This is a genomic window from Ferruginibacter sp. SUN106 (genome assembly GCF_050611765.1).
Lineage (GTDB): Bacteria > Bacteroidota > Bacteroidia > Chitinophagales > Chitinophagaceae > Ferruginibacter.
On record NZ_JBODJC010000007.1, the window covers coordinates 33,922 to 56,657 of the forward strand.

The 22,736-nt window shown below is 38.0% G+C and carries 20 protein-coding genes; 5 read left to right on the forward strand and 15 right to left on the reverse strand.

Annotated elements, in window-relative coordinates; genetic code table 11:
* Positions 1-124: 124 nt before the first annotated feature.
* The 6 genes from ACQ334_RS23835 to alaS form a co-directional block, all read right to left on the reverse strand.
* Positions 125-1,273 (reverse strand): redoxin domain-containing protein, encoded by a 1,149-nt coding sequence (locus ACQ334_RS23835; RefSeq protein ID WP_430990801.1) that lies wholly within the window; start codon positions 1,271-1,273, stop codon positions 125-127.
* Between the two features lie 112 nt (positions 1,274-1,385).
* Complete coding sequence (gene gatB / locus ACQ334_RS23840; protein ID WP_430990802.1) at positions 1,386-2,831, reverse strand: Asp-tRNA(Asn)/Glu-tRNA(Gln) amidotransferase subunit GatB; 1,446 nt, start codon at positions 2,829-2,831, stop codon at positions 1,386-1,388.
* A gap of 76 nt (positions 2,832-2,907) precedes the next feature.
* Positions 2,908-4,023 carry a PDZ domain-containing protein gene (locus tag ACQ334_RS23845; RefSeq protein WP_430990803.1) on the reverse strand — a complete coding sequence of 372 codons (1,116 nt, stop codon included), beginning with the start codon at positions 4,021-4,023 and terminating at the stop codon, positions 2,908-2,910.
* A gap of 267 nt (positions 4,024-4,290) precedes the next feature.
* Complete coding sequence (locus tag ACQ334_RS23850) at positions 4,291-4,788, reverse strand: GNAT family N-acetyltransferase (protein ID WP_430990804.1); 498 nt, start codon at positions 4,786-4,788, stop codon at positions 4,291-4,293.
* A gap of 77 nt (positions 4,789-4,865) precedes the next feature.
* Positions 4,866-5,873 (reverse strand): tetratricopeptide repeat protein, encoded by a 1,008-nt coding sequence (locus ACQ334_RS23855; protein ID WP_430990805.1) that lies wholly within the window; start codon positions 5,871-5,873, stop codon positions 4,866-4,868.
* A gap of 69 nt (positions 5,874-5,942) precedes the next feature.
* Entirely contained in the window at positions 5,943-8,708 is a 2,766-nt protein-coding gene (gene alaS, locus ACQ334_RS23860; RefSeq protein ID WP_430990806.1) for an alanine--tRNA ligase, read from the reverse strand.
* A 183-nt stretch (positions 8,709-8,891) separates the two neighbouring features.
* On the opposite strand from alaS, the gene ACQ334_RS23865 reads away from it, so the two are divergent.
* The 4 genes from ACQ334_RS23865 to ACQ334_RS23880 all read left to right on the forward strand — a co-directional run bounded on the left by ACQ334_RS23865 (position 8,892) and on the right by ACQ334_RS23880 (position 11,481).
* On the forward strand, positions 8,892-9,863 hold the full coding sequence (locus ACQ334_RS23865; RefSeq protein WP_430990807.1) for a M23 family metallopeptidase: 972 nt from the start codon (positions 8,892-8,894) through the stop codon (positions 9,861-9,863).
* A gap of 8 nt (positions 9,864-9,871) precedes the next feature.
* Entirely contained in the window at positions 9,872-10,465 is a 594-nt protein-coding gene (locus ACQ334_RS23870) for a MerR family transcriptional regulator (protein ID WP_430990808.1), read from the forward strand.
* 89 nt (positions 10,466-10,554) lie between these two features.
* Positions 10,555-11,070 (forward strand): thioredoxin family protein, encoded by a 516-nt coding sequence (locus tag ACQ334_RS23875; protein ID WP_430990809.1) that lies wholly within the window; start codon positions 10,555-10,557, stop codon positions 11,068-11,070.
* A 9-nt stretch (positions 11,071-11,079) separates the two neighbouring features.
* Complete coding sequence (locus tag ACQ334_RS23880) at positions 11,080-11,481, forward strand: hypothetical protein (protein ID WP_430990810.1); 402 nt, start codon at positions 11,080-11,082, stop codon at positions 11,479-11,481.
* On the opposite strand, the gene ACQ334_RS23885 is transcribed toward ACQ334_RS23880, so the two are convergent.
* From ACQ334_RS23885 to rsfS, 7 genes are all read right to left on the reverse strand, one after another.
* The gene (locus ACQ334_RS23885; RefSeq protein ID WP_430990811.1) at positions 11,482-12,588 is read right to left on the reverse strand and encodes a mechanosensitive ion channel family protein; all 1,107 of its coding nucleotides are present in this window, start codon (positions 12,586-12,588) and stop codon (positions 11,482-11,484) included. It lies immediately after the preceding gene.
* Between the two features lie 100 nt (positions 12,589-12,688).
* Positions 12,689-13,507 (reverse strand): hypothetical protein, encoded by an 819-nt coding sequence (locus tag ACQ334_RS23890; RefSeq protein ID WP_430990812.1) that lies wholly within the window; start codon positions 13,505-13,507, stop codon positions 12,689-12,691.
* A complete protein-coding gene (locus tag ACQ334_RS23895; RefSeq protein WP_430990813.1) occupies positions 13,504-14,262 on the reverse strand; it encodes a UDP-2,3-diacylglucosamine diphosphatase in 759 nt (252 codons plus the stop codon). The genes ACQ334_RS23890 and ACQ334_RS23895 overlap by 4 nt, the downstream gene beginning before the upstream one ends.
* A 5-nt stretch (positions 14,263-14,267) precedes the next feature.
* Positions 14,268-14,696, reverse strand: coding sequence for a gamma-glutamylcyclotransferase family protein (locus tag ACQ334_RS23900; RefSeq protein ID WP_430990814.1), 429 nt, complete (start codon positions 14,694-14,696; stop codon positions 14,268-14,270).
* A 30-nt stretch (positions 14,697-14,726) separates the two neighbouring features.
* A complete protein-coding gene (locus ACQ334_RS23905; RefSeq protein ID WP_430990815.1) occupies positions 14,727-15,341 on the reverse strand; it encodes a LutC/YkgG family protein in 615 nt (204 codons plus the stop codon).
* Between the two features lie 5 nt (positions 15,342-15,346).
* Entirely contained in the window at positions 15,347-17,437 is a 2,091-nt protein-coding gene (gene ftsH, locus ACQ334_RS23910; RefSeq protein ID WP_430990816.1) for an ATP-dependent zinc metalloprotease FtsH, read from the reverse strand.
* 100 nt (positions 17,438-17,537) lie between these two features.
* The gene (rsfS, locus tag ACQ334_RS23915; RefSeq protein WP_430990817.1) at positions 17,538-17,942 is read right to left on the reverse strand and encodes a ribosome silencing factor; all 405 of its coding nucleotides are present in this window, start codon (positions 17,940-17,942) and stop codon (positions 17,538-17,540) included.
* Positions 17,943-18,072: 130 nt separating this feature from the next.
* Between rsfS and ACQ334_RS23920 the strand changes: the two genes are divergently transcribed.
* Positions 18,073-18,816: a biotin--[acetyl-CoA-carboxylase] ligase gene (locus tag ACQ334_RS23920; RefSeq protein ID WP_430990818.1), complete on the forward strand. Its 744-nt coding sequence runs from the start codon at positions 18,073-18,075 to the stop codon at positions 18,814-18,816.
* A 69-nt stretch (positions 18,817-18,885) separates the two neighbouring features.
* On the opposite strand, the gene ACQ334_RS23925 is transcribed toward ACQ334_RS23920, so the two are convergent.
* A complete protein-coding gene (locus tag ACQ334_RS23925; RefSeq protein WP_430990819.1) occupies positions 18,886-19,698 on the reverse strand; it encodes a M57 family metalloprotease in 813 nt (270 codons plus the stop codon).
* Between the two features lie 190 nt (positions 19,699-19,888).
* Entirely contained in the window at positions 19,889-22,720 is a 2,832-nt protein-coding gene (locus ACQ334_RS23930) for a S8 family peptidase (protein ID WP_430990820.1), read from the reverse strand.
* Positions 22,721-22,736 lie beyond the last annotated feature (16 nt).

Below are 22,736 nucleotides of genomic sequence, written 5' to 3' on the forward strand. Positions count from 1 at the left end.
GCCTCTTTTTTTATTATGGCTTTCTGTATCATTATTTAAGATGTAAATAGGTACAATAAAGAACCGCCTCATTTTATAATGAGGCGGTTCTTTATTCTTAGAAATAATTTGTATAAGTATTATTTTACTTCAACACTTCCCTCAGCTTATTTATCAGGTTTTCTCCTGTTAAACGGCTGGCAATAACTTTGCCTTGCGGATCAATCAAAACATTAAAGGGAATACCGTCAATGCCATATAAATCTACAGCTGCGCTGCTCCAGTATTTTAAATCGCTGATATGTTGCCAGGTTAGGCCATCATCCTGTATAGCTTTTAACCATGCGGCCTTATCCTTATCCAACGATACACCCAGCACGGTAAAGTTTTTATCCTTAAACTGGTTGTATGCCACAACTACATTTGGATTTTCGTGGCGGCAGGGGCCACACCAGCTGGCCCAAAAATCAACCAGCACATATTTCCCTCTTAGCTGGCTTAATGAAAATGGTTTGTCATTCACATCATTCATAGTAATATCAGGTGCCATACTTCCTACCAGGGCACCCGCTTGCTGAGACTTTAATTGCTGCTGCTGTTGTATCAGTAATTGTTGCTTTGCAAGATTAGTAACAGTAATGATGCCGTTATGGGTAGAAAAACGTTGTGCCAGTTTTTGCAAGGGCACTTGAAATTTTTCTATCTCAACCGGGGCAGCCGTGGTGGTGAATAATGCCAGTGCAGGGCTTTTTACTGTATCAGCATATTGAAAACAAAATTTTGCCATAGCTTCCTTCGTCATATTGAAACTGGTTTCTGCAGCTACACACAAACTGTCTTCTGGTTTAACACCATTTTGTTTAAGTTGATTTAATGTAGCAGATGTTTCCTGTAATTTTTTCCCCAGGCTATCATTGATGCTGAGAAAGTTTTTTAATGAGCTATTGGCCGGGGTTGCAAAAGCAGGTCCTTGCAAAGTAATATTGTTAAGATCGGCGGTAAAATTAATGTTGCTCTTATCATTAATAAACAAGAAACCTTTATTTAATTTCTCAAACCTGATGCGGTAAATGCCTTCTTCGGCAGCAATACCATTGAGTGTAAACTTTCCGTCTTTAACATCGGCAGTATCAATCACCTCCGGATCTTTCTGGCTATATAGTTCTTCCAAATATATTTTTTGATCCGGCGCATTTTTTACCTGCCCGTTTACAGTAAATTTTCCTTTATCACCTTCATTGGCGCAGGAAAATAAAAGGACAGATAAGGATAATAAGGATAGTATTTTTTTCATGTTATTTTTTTCAAATTTTTTTGTTACTGCAGCGATATTTTACGGGTGAGCCACCCTTTTTGGGGTGACCCACCCGTAAAATACTTTATTATAAGAATGACCCACTTGGTGCTTACCCAAGTTTTTCACTTAATAATTTATTTACCACCTGCATGTCTGCTTTTCCTTTACTCAGCTTTTTTACTTCACCAGCAAATAAGCCGATCAAACCTTTTTTGCCACTTTTGTATTCCTTTACTTTATCGGGCATCTTAGCAATGGTTTCATCTACCCATGCTTCCACTGAACCGCTATCACTTTCCTGTAAAAGATTTAATGTGGTCGCAATTTCTAAAGCTTCTTTTTTAGGATCAATAACAAGGGCATTAAATATTTTTGTGGAAGCATTACTGAAATTCACTTTGCTTTCGTCCACCAATTGTATCAAGGCTGCAATTTTTTCGGCAGGTACAATAAAATCTTTAATGTCGGTTGTATGATCGTTTAAATAACTCTTTACCGGTCCTAATAAAAAATTTGCTGCTGCTTTATAATTAGTGGTATGTTTTATTATAGCTTCAAAATAAGCAACGGTTTCTTTATCGCTGCAAATTACGCCGGCATCATATGCAGGCAGGTGTAATACTTCCTGGTATTTCTTTTCCAGCGTTTCGGGTAAAGCCGGTATGCTGTTTTTTATTTGTTGTAAAAAATCATCAGCAATAAAAAATGGCGTAAGGTCCGGCTCAGGAAAATAACGGTAATCATCCGCTTCTTCTTTACTACGTAATGAAAAAGTAGTGTTATTGTCTGCATCAAAACTTCTTGTTTCCTGTATGATTTTATTGCCGCTTTCTGTAATTTCTATAAGCCTCGCCACTTCAATTTCAATGGCTTTTTTTACGTTGCGTATACTGTTTAAATTTTTCACTTCCACCCTTGTACCTAATTTGGTTTCGCCTTTTAAACGAATAGAAATATTGGCGTCGCAACGCATGCTGCCTTCTTCCATATTACCATCACAGATATCCAGCCAGCGTACTAATTTTCTTAATTCGGTGATATAGGCAAAAGCTTCTTCACTGCTATGCAGATCGGGTTCGCTAACAATTTCCAATAAACAAACACCGGCACGGTTTAAATCGATAGAGGTAAAATTTTCATCCACATCATGTAAACTTTTGCCGGCATCTTCTTCAATATGAATCCTGTTCAATACAATATTTCTTTCGCCTTCGGTAGTTTTAATGGGCACATAACCATTTTTACAAATAGGCGTAGTGTGCTGGCTAACCTGGTAACCTTTTGGCAGATCAGGGTAAAAATAATTTTTACGGGCAAAATAATTGTGCTGTTCAATATCGCAATGCAATGCAAGGCCAAGCTTAATGGCATATTCAATGGCTTTGCGGTTCATCCTGGGCAATGTGCCCGGATGCGCCAATGTTATCGGGCTGATATGCGTATTAGCCTCGCCACCAAAAGCCGCACTGTCGCCACAAAATAATTTGCTTTTAGTAAGTAACTGGGCATGCACCTCAAGGCCAATTACAACTTCGTATTTATCATCATTTTTCACGGGGCAAAGGTAAGTAAAAAGGCGTCAGACGGATTCAAACCGTCATGACGCCCTTTTACACTTGTTTTACTATGGCTTATAAGTTGGCAGTCTTTAATTTCTTTGGAATTTTTATATCGAAACTCATTTCGCTGCCATTGCGTTTGGCTTTAATGGTATAAGTTGATTTCTCAGCATTTTCCATCAGCTGTTCCCTGGCATCATCTGTATTAGTAACTTTTTTGCCACCAATCTCTGTTACCACATCATCTTTCTTCAGCCCGGCTTTTTCAGCAGGAGATTCTTTATCGATGTCTAAAACTTTTACACCATCACCTTCTTCGGTATCCTGTATCTTTAAACCTAATTTTTGCTGGCGTGGAAACATGCTAAATCCATTCACCTTCATATCACCCAACCCTGTTATATCATCACCATTACCCCATTTTGGTATACTCTGAACATAAGGAACACCTTGCACACGTGGCATAGTAAAAGAACGTGTCTGGCCTCCCGGTCCACTAAAAGAATAAGCCATTGCCGTAGATGAATTATTTTCTCCCAATACTGCTTTGGCAGATTTTTCTTTCCCTTCTCTTTTATAGTAAACTGTTACTTCATCTTTTGGTTTAAAAGAAGTTACCACGTCTGCTAAAGATTCAGGGCCTTCTACTTTTTTATCGTTAATTTTTGTAATGATATCGCCTTCTTTTAAGCCTGCTTTTTCGGCAGCGCTTTCTTTAGTAATATTGGTTATAATAGCACCTTCAGATTTTTTATCATCATTACCTTCATTAGCAGTCTCGGTAGTTACACCTAAAAAAGCACCTTTTTTGCCAAAGAAGAAAGGATCTGCAGGATGGCCCTGTACTGCTATATCCAAATCTTCAGGAAACGAAAAACTGTTATAACCATCCCAGATTTTAATGCCTCTTTTATTGATAGTGATATCGCCATCTTTAAATTCGCTCAGCGGTTTTCCATTAATGGTTACTTTATCACCTTTAATTTCTACGGTAATTTTAGTGTCTTTATCTCCTTTTTTACGGATAACGATTTCCTGGGTTTCTTTCCTTTCTTTTTTTTCTGCCTTTTCTTTTTGTTCTTTTGCTTCCGCTTTTTCTTTTTGTTCAACCTTTTCATCCTGTGCAGTTGCGGTGTAAGTAAGTGTAGTAAAACCCATAACAGCAGCAATCAGTAATAACTTCTTCATGACTTGATTTATTTAATGTACGAAATGTTTAGTAGGTCAAATGTAGCTCAAATTCCTGAATTACGAAATTCTTCGCAGATAATTTTTTGGCTTTAACATTTTTTTGGTTTTTACCTGCGGCAAAAAAGCTTTGGCCACAGATTGCACAGATTACACAAATTATTTTATGCAAACTTTAATAGCTTTCTTTAACGCATTTTTGATCTTATATTTTTCTGTGGAATTTGGATAATCTGGCAGAGAAAACCAAGCCGCAGGCTTGAAGCTTTATTTGGAGAGCATAAATGTTTTTACCGGGCAATCATCCACCACTTCTTCTTTTATGAATTGCAACCCGACTTTTCCCAGTATCCTTAAAGAGGCGGTGTTTTCGATATGGGCACGGCCGGTAATAGTTTTTAAATGCAGTTGGTTAAAGCCATAGTCTACCGTATGCTTTGCAGCTTCAAATGCATAACCTTTGCCCCAGTATTGTTGCATCAACCTGTAGCCTAAATCTATTTCATCTAATTCCGGCCGGTATTTTAAACCACACCAGCCAATAAACTCGTTGGAGGTTTTTAAATGTATGGCCCAGCGGCCGAGGTTATTTTTGTATTGTGGTAAGATGATGTTTTGTAAAACATGCATGGCCTGTTCTTCAGTTTCCAATAAAGGTTCGTGTAAATATTTTAATACTTCAGGATCGCTGTTGAGTTGCAGTAATAATCCGGTATCTGCTTCGGTAAAGCGTCGGAGAATGAGGCGTGGGGTTTCAAATACCATGTGCATATTGTACCTGGAAGCTCCAGCTTCGGGTAGTTTATTTTAAAGCTGGAAGCTGGAGCTTCCAGGTACTAAGGTTATACTGTTTGCTTTTTTCTTTTGTAAATAAATAAGCCTGATAATACGGCAATACTGATGCCAAGAACAATAAAAATATTTTTTTGCCGCTCTTTTGCCGCTCTTCTTTCTTCCTGGTCCTTAAAATAATTAAATCCTTTTTCAAGCACTGTTGATGCAATCTTAGCAGGATCATCTTTTATAATTTGTGCAACAGGATCGAGGTAGTAGTTATTTAAAACCGGAATTACTTCGTGGTATTTTTTAAAATACGGCACAAGTGCATCCCGTTTTTGAGCAAGTTGTAAAATGTTGTTTCTGTCATAATCCATTCCAATTTCGTAGATCAGATAAGCTGCTTTAATGGAAACACTATCCGAAAGAAAATCAGCAAATTCCTGCAATACTTTTGCCATCATGATGTTGGGGGCAGGCGTAAATGGAATTCTTTCTACCAGCTGATAACTTAATTCATCTGCAACCGTAGATGCAGGCCTTTTAATTTCAGCAAGATTCAAAATGTTTTGTGCTGCTACTTTATCTTCCGGAATGTTTTTTAGTTTGTACTCTAAAATTTTGATGTGAAACCATTCACTTCCTTCATGCGAATCCGGATTAATGTCAACCGATTTTTTTATCAGCCGCAGTGCTTCTTCATTCTTTCCCTGTAATTCGTATAAAGTGCCAAGGTTAACATTGATGCTGTAATTGCCGGGATATTCTTTCTGAAGCTCCAGCAGCATTTTTTCAGCTTCTTCTAATCTGCCCAGTTTAATATATTGTACTGCAATATCATTTTTAATAGTACGGATATCATCTGTAGTGTTGGACGTTTTTGATAGTAAGGATTCCAATACTTTTAGTTTGTCCTGAATTTCACTGGTATTCTGTCCTTTGTAAAACGTTAACCCACGCAATGTAATGGCATCAATAGTTTTTTTGCCGGATTTTGTTACATGTTCTTCGTTTAAACATGCATACGATGTACAGTTGATTACAGAAAGAAACACGAGGAGAATGTATTTCATACTTTATGTTTTATATGGCGGGAAGCTACAGCTTCCAGCATTTTTAAGCCCTTAAGCCGGAGCTTCCGGTTACAATAAAGATTTCACTTTCTCAATCACTGCTTTCAGATTGCTAATATCCTGTCCGCCCGCCGTAGCTAAATTCTTTTGTCCGCCACCGCCGCCTTTTATTAAAGGAGCAATATGCTCTTTAATGATTTTGCCGGCGTCTAAACTTTTTGCTGCTACAACCGTATCGCTGATGCCCACCGCAACAAATGGTTTGCCATCAATATTAGCACACAACACCGCCACATGATCGTGCAATTTATTCTTCAGGTCGAAACATAATTTTTTTAACGCATCGGCACTGCTTACTTCAACTATAGCACCAATAAAAGTTACATTATTAATGATCTCATCCTTTTGTAATAATTCATTGCGGATGATCACCAGTTGCCTTGCTTCCAAAGCCTCGATATGTTTTTTTAAGGAAACGTTTTCAGTTTGTAAATTCTCTATCGACTTACTGATGTCTTTCGGATTTTTTAATAAGCCACTGATAACACCAATTTCCAAAAATGTGCTGTTGATAAGATCTTCTGCAGCTTTACCACATACAGCTTCAATTCTTCTTACACCTGCGGCTACAGCGCCTTCGCTTTTAATTTTAAACAAACCCAGTTCGCCGGTGCTGCCCACATGTGTACCCCCGCATAACTCGATGGAATATGCAGGGTCCATAATTACCACACGTACCACATCGCCATATTTTTCTCCAAACAAAGCCATCGCACCTAAGGCAACTGCTTCGTCTTTTTTCATTTCCTTAATTACAACAGGAATGTTTTGTCTTATTTTTTCATTCACCAGTTTTTCTACTGCACTTATTTCCTCATCAGTCATTTTTGCAAAATGACTAAAATCGAAACGTAAATGTTCTTCGTTTACCAAACTACCTTTTTGTGCCACATGTGTGCCTAATACATTGCGTAAGGCCGCATGCATCAGGTGCGTAACGCTGTGATGAACGGTGATATTCTTTCTTCTTGTGGCATCAACTTTTGCAATTACTTCACCATTTAAATCAGCAGGAATGGTTTCTGCAAAATGGATGATGAGGTCGTTTTCTTTTTTGGTATCGATGATCGTGAGTGGTGAGTCATGCCCTTCGGCGCCGCTCAGGATGGTGAGTGTGCCAGCGTCTCCAACCTGTCCACCGCTTTCGGCGTAGAATGGTGTGGTATCTAAAACTATTTGGTACAATTCTTTTCCCTTGCCACTTACTTTTCTGTACTTGATTACTTTGCTTTTGGTTTCCAAACTATCGTAACCTACAAACTTTGAATTTGGAATATCATTTACTGTAACCCAGTCTTGTGTTTCTAAGGCAGTGGCTGCACGGCTACGGTTTTTTTGCTGGTTCATTTCTGCATTAAAGCCAACTTCATCAACTGCTAAATTATTCTCTGATGCAATTAATCTTGTTAAATCAATAGGAAAGCCAAACGTGTCCAGCAATTCAAACGCAGCAGTACCACTGATCGTTTTTGTTTGCTGAGATTGCTTCATCACTTCATCGATAGTTTTTAAACCATTGGAAAGTGTTCTTAAAAAGGCTTCTTCCTCTTCCTTAATTACTTTACTTACAAAATCCAGTTGCTGATTCAACTCAGGAAAAACATTTTCAAACTGTTTTGCAATCACAGGAAGTAATTGATGTAGCAGAGGCTGCTTAAAATCCAAATAAGAATAATAATAGCGTACTGCACGGCGAAGTATTCGACGAATTACATAACCTGCACCAGTATTTGATGGTAATTGCCCATCAGTAATAGTAAAAGAAATAGCACGGATGTGGTCTGCAATTACCCTAAAAGAAACAGCTTGCTTGCTATCACTAAAGTCATACGTCTTACCTGTTATCTTCTCTGTTGCTGCAATTGTTTCAGTGAAAACGTCCGTATCATAATTGGATGTTTTTTTCTGAATTACTCTCACTAAACGCTCAAATCCCATTCCTGTATCAACATGTTTGTTTGGAAGTGGTGATAATGATGTTAATTCTCTATGCTTATCAGCTCTGCCTTTTTTATATTCATCCTGTTTTTCTTTTTCAGTGCTTAAAACTAATTCAGCATTAGTTTCTTCCCACTTTTTCAATTCACTTGCGCCACCCTTTCCTGTACTCCAGATTCTATTAAATTCCATGAATACATTATTCCATATCTCAATCACCTGCGGATGATCGTTATTCACCAATGTTTTTCCATCAACTGTTTTTCTTTCTTCATCTGTTCTGCAATCCACATGTATTTCGGTGCAGGGGCCGCAGGGGCCGGTATCACCCATTTCCCAAAAATTATCTTTTTTATTGCCCAGTAAAATCCGGTCTTCGGCAATTACTTTTTTCCATTCATTATACGCTTCTTCATCTTTAGGCAAGCCTTCTTTAGCATCGCCTTCAAAAATGGTTACATATAAACGGTCCTTATCTAATTTGTATACATCAGTCAATAATTCCCAACTCCAGGCAATGGCTTCTTTTTTAAAATAATCGCCAAAACTCCAGTTGCCCAGCATTTCAAATAAAGTATGGTGATAGGTATCTACGCCCACTTCTTCCAGGTCGTTGTGTTTACCACTTACCCGTAAACATTTTTGGGTATCGGCCACTCTTGGGTTGGGGGCAGGTTTATTGCCTAAAAAATAATCTTTAAACTGGTTCATGCCGGCATTGGTAAACAACAATGTAGGGTCGTTTTTAATCACCACCGGGGCCGATGGCACTATAATATGGCCCTTGGATTTAAAGAAATCAAGGAATTGTTGTCGTATGGCTGCACTTGTCATCATATACCAATCTATTTATTTGGGTTGATTTTTGTTGTGTAACGGGCTATATTTGTACACTTTTATGTAACGGCTGCAAAGGTAATAAAACAGCTTCAAGCCGCAAGCCATAAGCTAAACCATGTTACTGAAGCTTACGGAAAGCAACAAAAAATTACCTGGAACGTTTCCCTTTTCAGGACAAGCATGAAGAAAATAAAATATTTCTATAATACCAATACACTTCGTTACGAGAAGCTGGTCACTCCATTGAGAGTGAAACTGTTGCGGATATTTGGGTTTCTTTCGGCACTTGCCGTAAGCTGTTTGATCATCATCAGTTTATACACTAAATTCTTTCCCAAAGCAACTGACCGTGAGGTGCAGTTGAAATACGATAATTTAAAAGATAATTATAGCTTACTGGATGGCAAGGTAAAAACCATGCAGCAGCAAATGGCCGAGCTGGAAAAAAGAGATAACGAGGTGTACCGTTCTATTTTTGAAGCTACCCCGGTAACAGACAGTGCCCGTACCAAGCTGATTGAACATAAAAAAGAACTGGAAAAAGTGAGCTTGAAAAATGAAGACCAGCTTGGAACAGATATTGCCAACACACTGAATAATCTAGAAGCCAGGATTACTTACCAGTTTCAAAGCTATGGGGTAATTGATAAGCTGATCAAGAACCAGGGAGAGAAATTATCAAGCATTCCTGCAATACAACCGGTAAGCAATAAAGAATTAACCAGGATCGCCAGCGGTTTTGGTATGCGTATTCATCCTATTTATGGTATAGCCAAAATGCATAATGGCCTCGATTTTACTGCGCCACAGGGCACACCTATTTATGCCACTGGTGATGGAACTGTAACCACCGCAGGTATGGGAACAGGTACGGGAAATCATGTGATCATTAATCATGGATACGGATACGAGACTGTGTACATGCACATGGTACGGGTAAAGGCAAGAGAAGGGCAACATGTAAAACGTGGTGAAGTAATTGGTTGGGTAGGCAGCACCGGTGCCAGTACCGGGCCGCATTGTCATTATGAAGTGCACATCAATGGATCACCTGTTGACCCTGTTTACTTTTTCTTTAATGATCTTAATGCAGAGCAATACGACAGGTTGTTAAAAATTGCGGCTACGGGAAGTGCCAAAAGTTTTGATTAATTTTAAATATGGGTTTACAACAAATAGCTTTTGATTTTGATAGTATTCCGCCGGCCAAAGAGCCGGAGGTTAAACCTGTTGTGGATACAATCACTACAAATGAAATAAAAGTTGCTGCTGAAAATGTAGTTGCAGAGGAGGACCCAGAGATCATTGACCTTACAGAAATACCTACTGTAGCTGCAAAGCCACCCAAAAAAAATAATAAAAAGCAAACCCGTGGCCGCATGAGTTTGAAAGATATGGATGCAGGGGTGGACCTGATTGAAGTGCCCGAAGATGAAGTGTTGTTCGAAAAAATGTATTATTCAATAGGTACGGTAGCAGATATGTTTAAAGTAAACCAGAGCCTGGTGCGTTTTTGGGAAAATGAATTTGATATTTTGAAACCTAAAAAAAATGGTAAGGGCGACAGGTTGTTCAGGCCGGAAGATGTGAAGAATTTAAAACTGATCTATCATTTATTAAGAGAAAGAAAATATACCATTGAAGGCGCTAAAGATTTTTTAAAAAATAATAAAAAGGCAGATGAAAAATTTGCCATGATAGAATCGCTGAAAAAATTAAAAAGCTTTTTAAATGAATTGAAAGCGAATCTGTAACCCATTATTAACAAAATCCGGTTTCTAAAAAAGTGATTTTATACAGAACTTTAGCCCACAGCATATTTCCACCAATTAACTTTAAAGGAATGAAATTTTTAACCGCATTTTTATTTTGCAGTACCCTTAGTGTAAACGCTTTCAGCCAGGCGCAATACGAAATTTTAAAAGATGAGAAACATCCGGAGCAGCATATTCTGCGGGGCATCATTAATAAATACCTTGTTCAAAACGACAGTACTTACAATTGGTACAATAGCAGCGCTGCCAGTTACAGGCCAGATACTGCAACGCTTTCGGCATTTGAAAAAGCAAAAAGCAAAGTACAGTTTGTTTTATTTGGTGGTACCTGGTGTGAGGATACACAATTTATTTTGCCGAAATTTTTTAAGTTGCAGGAAATGAGTGGTGTGGCAGATAATAAGATCACTTTTTTTGGTGTTAACAGGGAGAAAAAATCTTTAGCCAGTATTGCAGACGCCTTTAATGTAATTAATGTGCCTACTATTATAGTGATGAAAGATGGTAAAGAAATTGGCCGTGTGGTAGAGTATGGCAGTACCGGAAAATGGGATAAAGAATTAGCTGATATCCTCAACAAATAATGACGCATTATGGATCATCTTAAAAAACAGCATGAAAGCTTTTGTGAAAACGCAGGTTTATTTGGTGTATTGATCTCAGTGGCTTGTTTAATTCAGCACCTGTATTTTATGATCCCTCATTGGGTAACTTTTGCTGCTATTGGGGTATACGTGGTATGCATCACAGGGTTTATTTACCTGATGATGAAGTCTGTAACAGCTTTACCGCTTCTGCTTACAGGCGCTATATTAATTTATGCGTTGGAAGTATTTATGATATTGTCGCTCACTTTTTCTTTGGTGGTGTTGATATTTTTATTGTACCTGGCGGTAATTGTAATATTACTTTTTACCGGAGATATTCAACAACAACTAAAGCAAAAGGAACTGGCCGAAAAAGAAGAGTTGGATAAATGGCAGGGTATTGTGTAATTATTCCGATGCTGTAGCAGCCCTTGTTAAAAGATCATCAATATTGCTGCTGTTGCTCATTACAATCTTATTTTCTTCCAGCATATTCTTAATAAAAAAATAATACTCCTCTTTAAGTACAGTAAAATCATCCATCGTAACAGGATGCGTAAAATATTCTGCCTTTATAATATTACCGGTTTTGTTTACATCAGTAAGATGAACAGAGTAGCTGGTAATATATTTTGTGTCCGAAGTAAATTTTTCTTTAATAGTTTTTATTACAGTTTGCAATAAAGCAGAAGATGTATCTGAAGCAAGTTCCAGTTTTATTTCTGCACGGCGATGCGTACGCATACTCCAGTTATCTACCACACTATCTACCATTAATTTGTTGGGAACAGTAACTAATGTTTTATCTCCTGTGCGGATACGGGTACTGCGTAAACCAATTTTTTCTACCGTACCGGTTACATTGTTGGCTTTTAAAGTATCGCCAGCGGTAAAAGGTTTATCAAAGAAGATGATAAAGGAAGCGATTAAATTTTCCAGGCTTTCTTTTGCCGCCAACGCCACTGCAGCACCAACAATACTAAGGCTGGTTAAAAGGTTACCAATAGGTTGATTAAAGCAGGCTTTTATCAACATCAGTAAACCAATGATACCAATAACCACTTTTAAAAAATCCCTGAAAAAAATCACCAGCTGGTCATCAGTTTTATCGGCAGTGATGGCGGCATTGTGTTCCAGCACCAGTGCAATAAAATCAATCACACGCAGCATAAACCAGGTAAAAGAAACGATGATGATACCAATGCCCAGCCGGGTTAAAATATCATCTATTGCATGCCCGTAAATTTTATATTGCCAGGCAACAGGAAAATTTAATTTATCAATAGCAAATACCGCAATGATGATCAGGAGAAACCATTCCAATGGTTCCACTACCAGGTCAATAAAATTCTGTTTGGCAACATTCTTCCAGATGCGGTGGAATAACCGGAACAATACTGCTGCGATATAACGGGAGAAATATCTCTTTAAAAAAAGCGTGAGCAAAATAGTGCCGCTTACAATGCAGTAACTTTTGATGGTATTATCTAAAATGACCTGGTCTAAAAAATCCATGGAATAAAATTACGACAAAGACGTGAGACGTGAATCTTCAGGCGTGAGTAAGCGTAAGATAGTTCCCAGTTGCACTCACTCACAACAGACGGCTCTCCACTCACGACTTTACCTGGTAAATATAAATGCCATCATCTTTCAGCAAATACACTTTTCCATTGATCGCTTTTATGGCATTGTATTCTCCAAAGATGGCAGGGAGCTTGTATTCTTTTAAAGTAAGAGAATTTAATTCGTAGCTGAACAATTTGTTATTACTAAAGCCGTACATATTTTTTTCAGAAACAGCCACGCTGGTCCAGTTTAAAAAGGGCAACCTGTTTTTAAAAGAACCGTAATAGTCAAAAATATAAAATCCTTTTTCGGGATCGTAGAGGTACACAAAATTTTCTTTGTCGGTTATTTGTATTGGCGAAGGCACCGAATCAAAAAGCATCCTGAAGTCGGTGGTTTCCTGTAATGGTTTACCTTCTTCATCAATTTTTTTCAGTTTAAAATCCTGGTCATCAAAAAACCAGATATTATTATCGTAAGAAGTAGTGATACTTTGTACAGAGAAAATATTTTTTTTGCGGAAGTTGATGGTGTTGCGGATATTCAGAAACCGGTCTAACACTACCACTGTTGTATAGTTTTTATAGTACAGTAATATTTTTAAAGGATTGGTAACATCAATAGAGGAAACATTGCCATAGCGTTTCACATCGTTAAAAACTCCGGCAGAGTCGCCATTGCCGTTGATCTTTTTTAATTGATTGGTGGAAGTGATGAGGTAGATATTGTCGAGATTGTCAACATTAAAATCAGCAAAATCGCCTTTAATAGTTTTTAAAAATGTAAAAGCAGTATCGCTTTGAGCATGTGTTGAGGTAACCGCACAAAAGCATAGAAGAAGCAATATTGATTTTACTTTTTTCATTTGTTGTAATACTTCAGGTCAAGATCCGTGCCATCAAACACAGCATAACTATCATACTTTATCCAGTCGCCCAGGTTAATATAAAGGCTGCCTGCAGGTAAGTTAAAGTTAATAGGCAAATGACGGTGGCCAAAAATAAAATAATCGTAATGCTGTTTTTGCAATATTTCTTTGCAATAAATGATCAGCCATTCTTTATCTTCTCCTAAAAATATTTCATCGGTCTGCCCGGTTTGTGCCCTGCTTTTACGACTGAAATAATTAGCAACACCTATACCAACAGCTGGTGGTAAAATGCCAAACAGCCACTGGCAAATTTTATTGCGGAATATTTTTTTCATGAATTTATAACCATGGTCGCCAGGGCCAAGGCCATCACCATGGCCTACTAAAAATTGCTTGCCATTAAATTCAAAAGATACAGGTTCGTAATATACGGGTATGTTCAGTTCTTTCTGAAAATAATCTCTCATCCACATATCGTGATTGCCTACAAAAAAATGCATGGGAATACCACTGTCGGTAATTTCGGCCAGCTTGCCTAAAATTCTTACGTAACCTTTGGGAACAACAGATTTGTATTCGTACCAGAAATCGAAAAGGTCGCCAACAATAAAAATTACCGCCGCATCTTTTTTTATCTCATCTAAAAACCGGATGATCTTTTTTTCTCTCACCAAACTTGCTTCAGCATTGGGTGCACCGAGGTGAAAATCGGAGAGAAAGTAAACTTTTTTGTAAGAAGGAATATCCATTACGCTTACAATTTATTTTGCTGTTGTAAGTATAATAAAACATCGCCGGTTGCAATTTCAGGAAGCCCGTCAACGCTGCCATTAAACCAATATATCCATGCGGTATACTGCTGATTGTTGCAATGTACCATTACAGTTTCTCTTTTGAACAGTGGTGTCTCACCCGCTTCCACATATAGGCCTTCGTAATCATCTAGCTGGCCGATTGCGTATGAAAATTCTGAAGGATTCGTTATACCATATAATTCTCCAACAATAAATTTTTCTTCTGTTGCAGGTACTGCTACAGGATAGTCTCCCTTATCATATAATTTGCCATTCACTTTGGCATCGCCAATTAAATGAAAATACCTGGCAATATATTGATAGGCTGCATGCTGAAATCCGCTGCGGAGAGAGCCATATACAAACAATTGATAAGTTTCGTTATTCATCTTGTTGTAAAGGTAAATGTAAAAAAGGAATTATGCTTCCACCAAAAAGCAGTACACTTCTTTAGGCCCGTGTACACCTGTAACTAAGGTCTTTTCAATATCGGCGGTGCGGCTGGGGCCACTTGCAAAAGTGATGAGTGAAGGAATATTACCGGCGTATTTTTCCTTCATCAGCTGCAAAGCATCTTTAATGTCGTACACCAGCTGATTGGTGTATGCAATACAGATATGAACAGGTGCATACACACTTACTGTGCGGCCGCTTTGTTGTGCGGCACTCATTACAATGGTTCCGGTACGGGCTACTAAAAATTCGCAACCGGTAACTGACACGTCGCAGGTAGGCAGGTTAATGGTATTACTGAAGTTGTCGTTCCATTTATCTTCGTTACAATAAATTTTTGTCCATTGTTTTTCTGCCACCAGTTTTTGTATTTGCTGTACCATATCTTTTTCATCGGTACAAAAAGCAAACTTACCCTGCAGGTTTACAAATTCTTCTGCAAACACTACTTCCAGGTCATCGGGGGCAGGATGAAAAATAGAGGCATTGCCTTCACTTTGAGGAAACGGCAAAGGCGCCGGATTACTCAGCGCCTGCCTTATGCGTTTTAAAATATTTTCCTTTGCCGGAGTTACTCCCATTGTTTTTAAATTTGCGGCGGATTTTTAAGTTCTTCAGAAAACGGCGCTTGCGGATCTTCTGTAATGGCTCCTTCTTCTTTTTTTACTTCCACATCCAAAGCTTTCTTTTCTTCATAAGGCCTTTTACCAATCAATGCCTCTACATCACTTTTAAACAGCACTTCTTTTTTTAATAATTCTTTTGCCAGTTTCTCTACATCTCCTTTTTTCTCAATCAGTAATTTTTTGGTGATCTGGTAAGCATTTTCTATAAGTTTACGAACCTCTTCATCAATCATCTTACCCGTTTCTTCACTAAAAGGTTTTGTAAACATATTTTCCTGGCTGGGGTCGTAATAACTGATATTGCCTACTTTTTCATTCATACCATATACAGTGATCATGCTGTAAGCAATTTTTGTTATCTGTTGCAGATCGTTACTTGCACCGGTACTTATTTTGCCAAAGAAAATATCTTCACTTGCCCTGCCACCCAATGTCATACAAATCTGGTCCATCAATTGATCGGTATTATACAGGTATTGTTCTTTTGGTGTGTACTGGGCATAGCCTAAAGCTGCACTGCCCCTTGGCACTACCGTTACTTTTAATAAAGGATAAGCATGCTCCAGGTACCAGCCGCAAATAGCGTGACCAGCTTCGTGATAAGCGATAATTTCTTTTTCTTCAGGAGAAATGATTTTATTTCTCTTTTCTAATCCGCCAATTACCCTGTCAATAGCATCCTGGAAATCCTGCATATCTACCGCTTCTTTATTATTACGGGCTGCAATTAAAGCAGCTTCGTTACAAACATTAGCAATATCAGCGCCGGCAAAACCCGGTGTTTGTTCCGCCAGCTTATGAATATCTAAAGTTTGAGAAATTTTTATTGGCTGTAAATGCACTTTAAAAATCGCTTCTCTTCCTACAAGATCGGGCCTGTCAATAGTGATCTGCCTGTCGAACCTGCCCGGGCGCAATAGCGCTGTATCCAATACATCAGGCCTGTTGGTAGCGGCCAAAATGATAATACCTAAGTCGGTACCAAAGCCATCCATTTCCACCAGCAACTGGTTCAGAGTATTTTCTCTTTCATCATTGCTCATCATCACATTCTTTCCTCTTGCACGGCCTATGGCATCAATCTCATCAATAAAAATGATACATGGTGCTTTTTCTCTTGCTTGTTTAAACAGGTCTCTTACACGGCTTGCACCCACACCTACAAACATTTCCACAAAATCACTACCACTAAGGCTAAAGAAAGGCACCTGTGCTTCACCGGCAACAGCTTTTGCCAATAATGTTTTACCAGTACCCGGAGGGCCTACTAATAAAGCACCTTTAGGTATTTTACCTCCAAGGGCAGTATATTTTTTAGGATTTTTTAAGAAGTCAACAATTTCCATCACTTCTACTTTGGCTTCATCCAAACCGGCTACATCATTAAAATTGATATTAACCCTGGTGCCTTTTTCAAATAAAGTGGCTTTAGATTTTCCGATATTAAAAATGCCGCCTGGTCCGCCGCCACCGCCTGGTCCGCCTACTTTACGCATCATTAGTACAAATAATAAACCGATCAATAAGATAGGCAACAATGTGGTGATGATCTGGCCGAATAATTCACCTTCGTCACCCGGTACATCAGCAACTTCTTTTAACTGGGGGTTCTTGGCATAAAAGTCCCGTAACTCATATGAAAAAGATGGGATGTCTTTAATACTAAAATACAACTGTGGCGCATTGGATTTTGCAGCATCCTCGTATTTTTTAGGATTTTCTTTATCGTTTAAAAGACTTTTATAGAAAGCAGCTTTTTTAATTAAACTGTCTTTGTAAATAAATATCCTTACTGATTTAGTGTTGCGTATGGTTTTAATTTTTTCTACATCACCTTGTTTTGCCATTTCGTAAAACTTCTGCTGATCAGTTTCCACACCGGCAGAGCCAACACCACGAACCATATTATACGCTACAATGCCTATAAAAATAATGCCGTATATCCAATAGATATTAAAACGATTTTTCTTTTTTGGGTCCTCACCGGTAGGTGGAATATTATCTGGAGTGGTTTTTTTATTACTATTTTGCTGATTCATATTGATTGCCATTATTTATTGAGTGCTTAAAACTTATAGTTTGTTTACTTAAGCTAAAGACGAATGAGGTTGCTTATTATTTTAACTAAAGCTAAAAAATATTTTCTTTGTATTAATCATTATGCTCCATTCCTGCAGCATCACTCCACATTTCTTCCAGCTGGTAAAATTTCCTGGGTTCGGGCAGCATTATGTGCACTACAATATCAACATAGTCAATCAGGATCCATTGCTGTGCCTGCCTGCCTTCATGCTTATAAGCTAATTCACCACATTTATCCTTTACTTCTTCTTCCACAAAATCGGCAATAGCTTTTATTTGTGTATTGCTGTTGGCCTGGCAAATGATAAAAAAATCAGCAACCGCCTCTGGTATTTTACGAAGATCGAGGCTGATGATGTTTTCACCTTTTTTATCCTGTATGGCCTTAATAATGGTTTTGAAAATTTTGCTGTTACGGGTAAGCCTGGTTACGCTGCTTTTTTTCCGGGTATTTAAAACGTTAAGATTGTTCAAATTGAAATTATATTTTTTGATTTATCGCTGCATTTTTACTGAAATAACGCCAATATTAAACTTTTGTTATTTACCAAGTAGCATGTAGCTTGCAATTAATGACAAAAGTAACACTTCTTTACCATTTGATATGACTATACAAAGCGCCAGTTTTTTTAAAATTCTTGACAGTGTGGATAGTACCAACAATTATGCCATGGCAATGGTACGTGAAGGAATGGCAAAACACGGAATGGCTATTGTTGCAAAAGAGCAAACAGCAGGCAAGGGGCAAAGAGGAAAAAGCTGGCAAATGCGGCCGGGCCAAAGCATAGCTATGAGTATAATTTTAAAGACCGACAAGCTAAGAACCGACCAGCAGTTTTACCTGAATATGCTTATTGCACTGGCCGCTAATGATTTTTTAAAAAAATATGCCGGAAAGGAAACGACTATTAAGTGGCCCAACGACCTGTATTGGCGTGACAGAAAGGCAGGGGGTATTTTAATTGAGACCGTTTTTAAAGGTACAGGTTGGAAATGGGCAGTGGTAGGTATTGGTATTAATGTTAATCAAAACCGGTTTCATAAATCGTTGCCCAACCCGGTTTCTTTGCAACAAATTACCGGTAAAGAATACGATGTAATTGTGTTGGCAGAAGAATTGCATACCGCAGTAATGAAACGTATAGAGATGATTGCTGTAACAGCTGCAGATAAAGTAAAGAAAGAGTATACCAGGCATTTGTATAAAATGGATACAATTGTAAAGCTAAAAAAAGCCAGTGCAGTATTTAAAACAACTATTAAGGGAGTTACAGAACAAGGACAGTTAATTACTGCTGATACAATGGAAAGGCATTTTGATTTTGGAGAAGTGGAATGGGTGATTTAGCAACAAAAGTTATAGATGTAAAAATGCCCCCAACTTGCTGGAGGCATTTTTATAAAAAAGTTACCCGGCTTATTTGTATAAATAATTCAGGCCGATAATATCATTGCTGTTAAATGTGCGGTCGCCGCCATTAGAGCAAGCCAGCATCCATGACCCTGCATTAGCAGTTGATGGCGTACCGGGAATTAAGATAGCGCCAATATTTGAAGCACCTTCATTAACTGCACTACCACCGCAGCTATAAGCCCTGTTATAATAATCGGTGTGGCGCATACCAATACAATGGCCAATTTCATGCTGAATAACACTGCCCACATAATTTACATCAGGATTGCTGCCGTATGCTTGTGCATTAGTATTCATTTTTATAGTACCATAAGGGTTACCGTTGTTGGTAGGAAAACCGGAAGAACCTAAAGTAATAAAGCCACCACTTGGTCCCTGGTTAAAACCTTGTATGGTAATGTTGGCTGTACCTGAAGTGATACGCTGAAAAGTAATTTTTAAACCTAGTGCATTGTAACGTGAAATTGCAAGATCGGTACCGGAAATAAAAGCAGTTCCTAAACCAGTCACTTTAACTTTAATAACACGGGGCAAACCGGTTACTAAATTGGTGGTGCGGTATTGCTCATCGCCTGCAATACGCAAAAGCGTTTGCGCCGGAGTGCTGTTCAATAATTCATCGGTTAATTCAATATCACCTTCTACCAAATAACCATCATCTGTTTTTTGAACATTGGCAGAAGAAAATCCGAGATTAGTAATTTTTGCCTTTACCTCGGCAGAAACAGGGTCAACCGTTGTTTCTGTATTAGCTGTCTTTTTACAGGAGTACAGCGAAGCTGTGATCAATGAGAATACAAGGATTTTTTTAATCATCGTTTTAGTTTTTAGTGTAAAAAAATAATTTCATCAAAATTTACGAAAGGGTTATGAAAATGTTAAAACTATTATTGCTACAAAGTTGCAAATTATTTAATGTTGACTGTTTTGTATAATCATTACTAAGCCTTTATAAACTATTTAATAAACAAAATAATTTTATAAGAAAATAGCCTGCCAGCAGTGATTACTGAATGATGATTTTAGAAAATTGCTTTGTATTATTTTCCGGATCAGTAATGGAGATGATATAAAGCCCTTTGGCAAAACCTGCTTTAAAAGAAAGATCTGTAGTAGTTAATTTCTGTTGAAAAACTTTTCTGCCTGATAAATCCAGGATGGTTATCGTTTGGTTGTTCAGCAATTTAAGTTGTATGGTAATAGTATTATTTTGAAGCGCCGGATTGGGATAGATCAACACATCAGCATCCGCAAAATATACAACATTTACCAGGTCACTGTAAATGATTTTTCCATTGCTTAAATAGATAACTACCCTGTAAGTATTTATACCTTTTTGTAAATGTGTATCGGTAGCAGTATAATTTAATCCGTTAATGCCGGAGGTTTCAAAAATGCTGTTATAGCTCACTCCATTTAATTTTTCGAAAACAATTTTATTAACCAGGTAAGTGGAGCCGATATCGAGTTTAATAACAGCATCGTTGCTAACCAGATCTGCAAGTAAATTTTTGATATAACAATCAACACCTTGTGTGCTGTAATTGGTAGCATAACTTTTTATTCCAATGGTTTGATTTTTTATAATTGGCGCTACTGCAAAATTCAGGTAGGGCAAAGCAGCTTTATTAAAAACAAATTGCGTGTCTTTAATTACAGAAAGTGGTTGTAAATATTTTGCGCCCATGCCATACAGTTGGTAATCTGTAATGCCTTTGCTTTTATTCCAGTACAACAAAGCAGAATCACTGCAATTAAAACCAATACTTAAATCGGGCTTGGCACTTATAGTAAAAGGATCACTTACAAATTGCTGGCTGCCTACGGTCATTCTCAGCAACGCAATAACATTGGTATCCGGTGCTGTCCAACGGAAATGATTATTGTTTAAATTGATAGTTCCGGGAATCAATTGCCAGCTTGCACCATTATTTATACTGTACTCCATACTTGCACTGCCTGCACCAAAGGAGGCACTCCAGCGGAGAAGATTTGTAGCAGCAGGAAAAATGTTATCTGTTGCGGTGGGAAAAACCCAGTTAAAAACATTGGCAGTATCAAACTGGTAAGCAATAGCAAATGGCTGTGTGGTATTGCTTACATCAAAACCTTTTACGGTAATATTGTAATTGCCGGCGGTTGGATTATCAATGGTGATTTGCTCAACAGTATTCAGGCTGTCACGTTTTCTTACAGGCAGCAATTGCAATGAATCTTTGTGCGGAAAACTATTGAGTACCCAGGGCAACCATGTTTGCGAAGTAGCCACTGATTGAACTTGCAGATCGAGATCATTTTTTATTGCTTTAAATGCATTAGCAGGTGCTGCAATATCATTCCAGACCAGGGTGAACTTTGCCCTGCTTAAATTGGAGGGAATAGTTACCCCAAATGTTTGTGTAGCATTATTGGCAACCGTGCCGGTAAAATATTTTTGCGCCAACATTCCTGCTGCTGCTTTGTAAGCATTTAAACTACCAAAGCCCGAAGTAAAATCAATTCCATTATTGGCAACATCATCACAACTGTTTAATAAAACGGCTTTTACTAATGCTGATGAGGGTAGCGTTCCATTGTTATTTTTATACGCCTGCTGCAAAACAATAGCTGTGCCTGATACCAACGCTGCTGCGCCAGAACTGCCATCTTCTCCATAAGCCACCATCTCCGGTTTTATTCTGCCATCATAAGCCGGGCCTTTAGAGCTGGGGCCGGCAACGGTATTAAAAGAATCCACCGCCCCAACAGTAATAATATTTTTTGCCATTTTAAAACTTCCTGTAAGATTAGCTACACCTGCAATGCCAGCGTAATTACCTGTTGCAGGAGTGAGGGCACCGGAATTGCCTGCAGAAAAAACGAATAGTAATTTGTCATTCGTTAATGCACTGGCATCATAAGCAGCAGCATCAGCACCATAAAAATTTTCTACGCCTACACCATAGGAATGATTTTGAACGGTGATATTATTTTGCGTATAATTTAAATCAGCATCAGGTAATAAATTACTGAAGCTGGAAGAAGTAATTGCAGCTGCCCACGCCACACCTTGCCCTAAATAATAACTGTTGCCGGCACCGGCAGCCATGGTAGCCATAATGGTAGCATGAGCATTAACTGCAGTAGCTGCCAATGAATTTGAAATATATCTTCCCGTAAGATCAATATCATTGGTATCCGGCCTGTTTTCTTTTATAGAAACTACAAAACCATTACCATTCAGCAATGGCATTTTACTGTGCAGTACATTTATTTTATTGGTGCTCAGATCAAGATTATTGATCTGCAATTCTTCTTTAGGATACCTGTTGTATGCTGATATAAAATTTATTGCATCCTGTTGCAACAAAGCTGTAAAAACAGCTTGATTTTTTACATCAATTATAAAATTATTTTTTACGCTGGTTAAAGTAAGTGCAATTTTATTTGCCGCTGCCCAATTAGTGAATTTAACTTCATCGGTAACAGTAATTAATGCTGCCAATGGCCAGTAATATTTTTCTGTAGTTGATAATGCAGGAGAAAGTTTCCAGTTATTATTGGCAGCATACATTTGTTTAAAAGAAGGCAAAATACTTTTATCATTTACCTGTACTATAAAAGCCGTATCGTTTAATTGCCTTGCAATCAATAACTGGCCTTTTTGTAAAAATGATACCAATACTTTTGAAGAGGAATACAGAAGAAAATAGGTACTGTTACTATTGTTATCGCCTGGTGCAACAAACGAACGGTATGCGGAAGTTTCAGCAGTTTGTTGTTGTGCAAATAAATTATTCAACAGCAGTATGCCAATTGAAAATACCAATATTTTTTTTGCAATACCTTTTTGCAACATAAGTAATTGAAATTTA

Coding starts and splice junctions, on each gene's coding strand:
- ACQ334_RS23905 (WP_430990815.1), bottom strand. CDS start 15,341: ATGGGAGTAACTCCGGCAAAGGAAAATATTTTAAAACGCATAAGGCAG.
- ACQ334_RS23855 (WP_430990805.1), bottom strand. CDS start 5,873: ATGAAATACATTCTCCTCGTGTTTCTTTCTGTAATCAACTGTACATCG.
- ACQ334_RS23875 (WP_430990809.1), top strand. CDS start 10,555: ATGAAATTTTTAACCGCATTTTTATTTTGCAGTACCCTTAGTGTAAAC.
- ACQ334_RS23895 (WP_430990813.1), bottom strand. CDS start 14,262: ATGGATATTCCTTCTTACAAAAAAGTTTACTTTCTCTCCGATTTTCAC.
- ACQ334_RS23880 (WP_430990810.1), top strand. CDS start 11,080: ATGGATCATCTTAAAAAACAGCATGAAAGCTTTTGTGAAAACGCAGGT.
- ACQ334_RS23865 (WP_430990807.1), top strand. CDS start 8,892: ATGAAGAAAATAAAATATTTCTATAATACCAATACACTTCGTTACGAG.
- ACQ334_RS23850 (WP_430990804.1), bottom strand. CDS start 4,788: ATGGTATTTGAAACCCCACGCCTCATTCTCCGACGCTTTACCGAAGCA.
- ACQ334_RS23885 (WP_430990811.1), bottom strand. CDS start 12,588: ATGGATTTTTTAGACCAGGTCATTTTAGATAATACCATCAAAAGTTAC.
- ACQ334_RS23835 (WP_430990801.1), bottom strand. CDS start 1,273: ATGAAAAAAATACTATCCTTATTATCCTTATCTGTCCTTTTATTTTCC.
- ACQ334_RS23890 (WP_430990812.1), bottom strand. CDS start 13,507: ATGAAAAAAGTAAAATCAATATTGCTTCTTCTATGCTTTTGTGCGGTT.
- ftsH (WP_430990816.1), bottom strand. CDS start 17,437: ATGGCAATCAATATGAATCAGCAAAATAGTAATAAAAAAACCACTCCA.
- ACQ334_RS23845 (WP_430990803.1), bottom strand. CDS start 4,023: ATGAAGAAGTTATTACTGATTGCTGCTGTTATGGGTTTTACTACACTT.
- ACQ334_RS23930 (WP_430990820.1), bottom strand. CDS start 22,720: ATGTTGCAAAAAGGTATTGCAAAAAAAATATTGGTATTTTCAATTGGC.
- ACQ334_RS23920 (WP_430990818.1), top strand. CDS start 18,073: ATGACTATACAAAGCGCCAGTTTTTTTAAAATTCTTGACAGTGTGGAT.
- ACQ334_RS23870 (WP_430990808.1), top strand. CDS start 9,872: ATGGGTTTACAACAAATAGCTTTTGATTTTGATAGTATTCCGCCGGCC.
- ACQ334_RS23900 (WP_430990814.1), bottom strand. CDS start 14,696: ATGAATAACGAAACTTATCAATTGTTTGTATATGGCTCTCTCCGCAGC.
- ACQ334_RS23925 (WP_430990819.1), bottom strand. CDS start 19,698: ATGATTAAAAAAATCCTTGTATTCTCATTGATCACAGCTTCGCTGTAC.
- alaS (WP_430990806.1), bottom strand. CDS start 8,708: ATGATGACAAGTGCAGCCATACGACAACAATTCCTTGATTTCTTTAAA.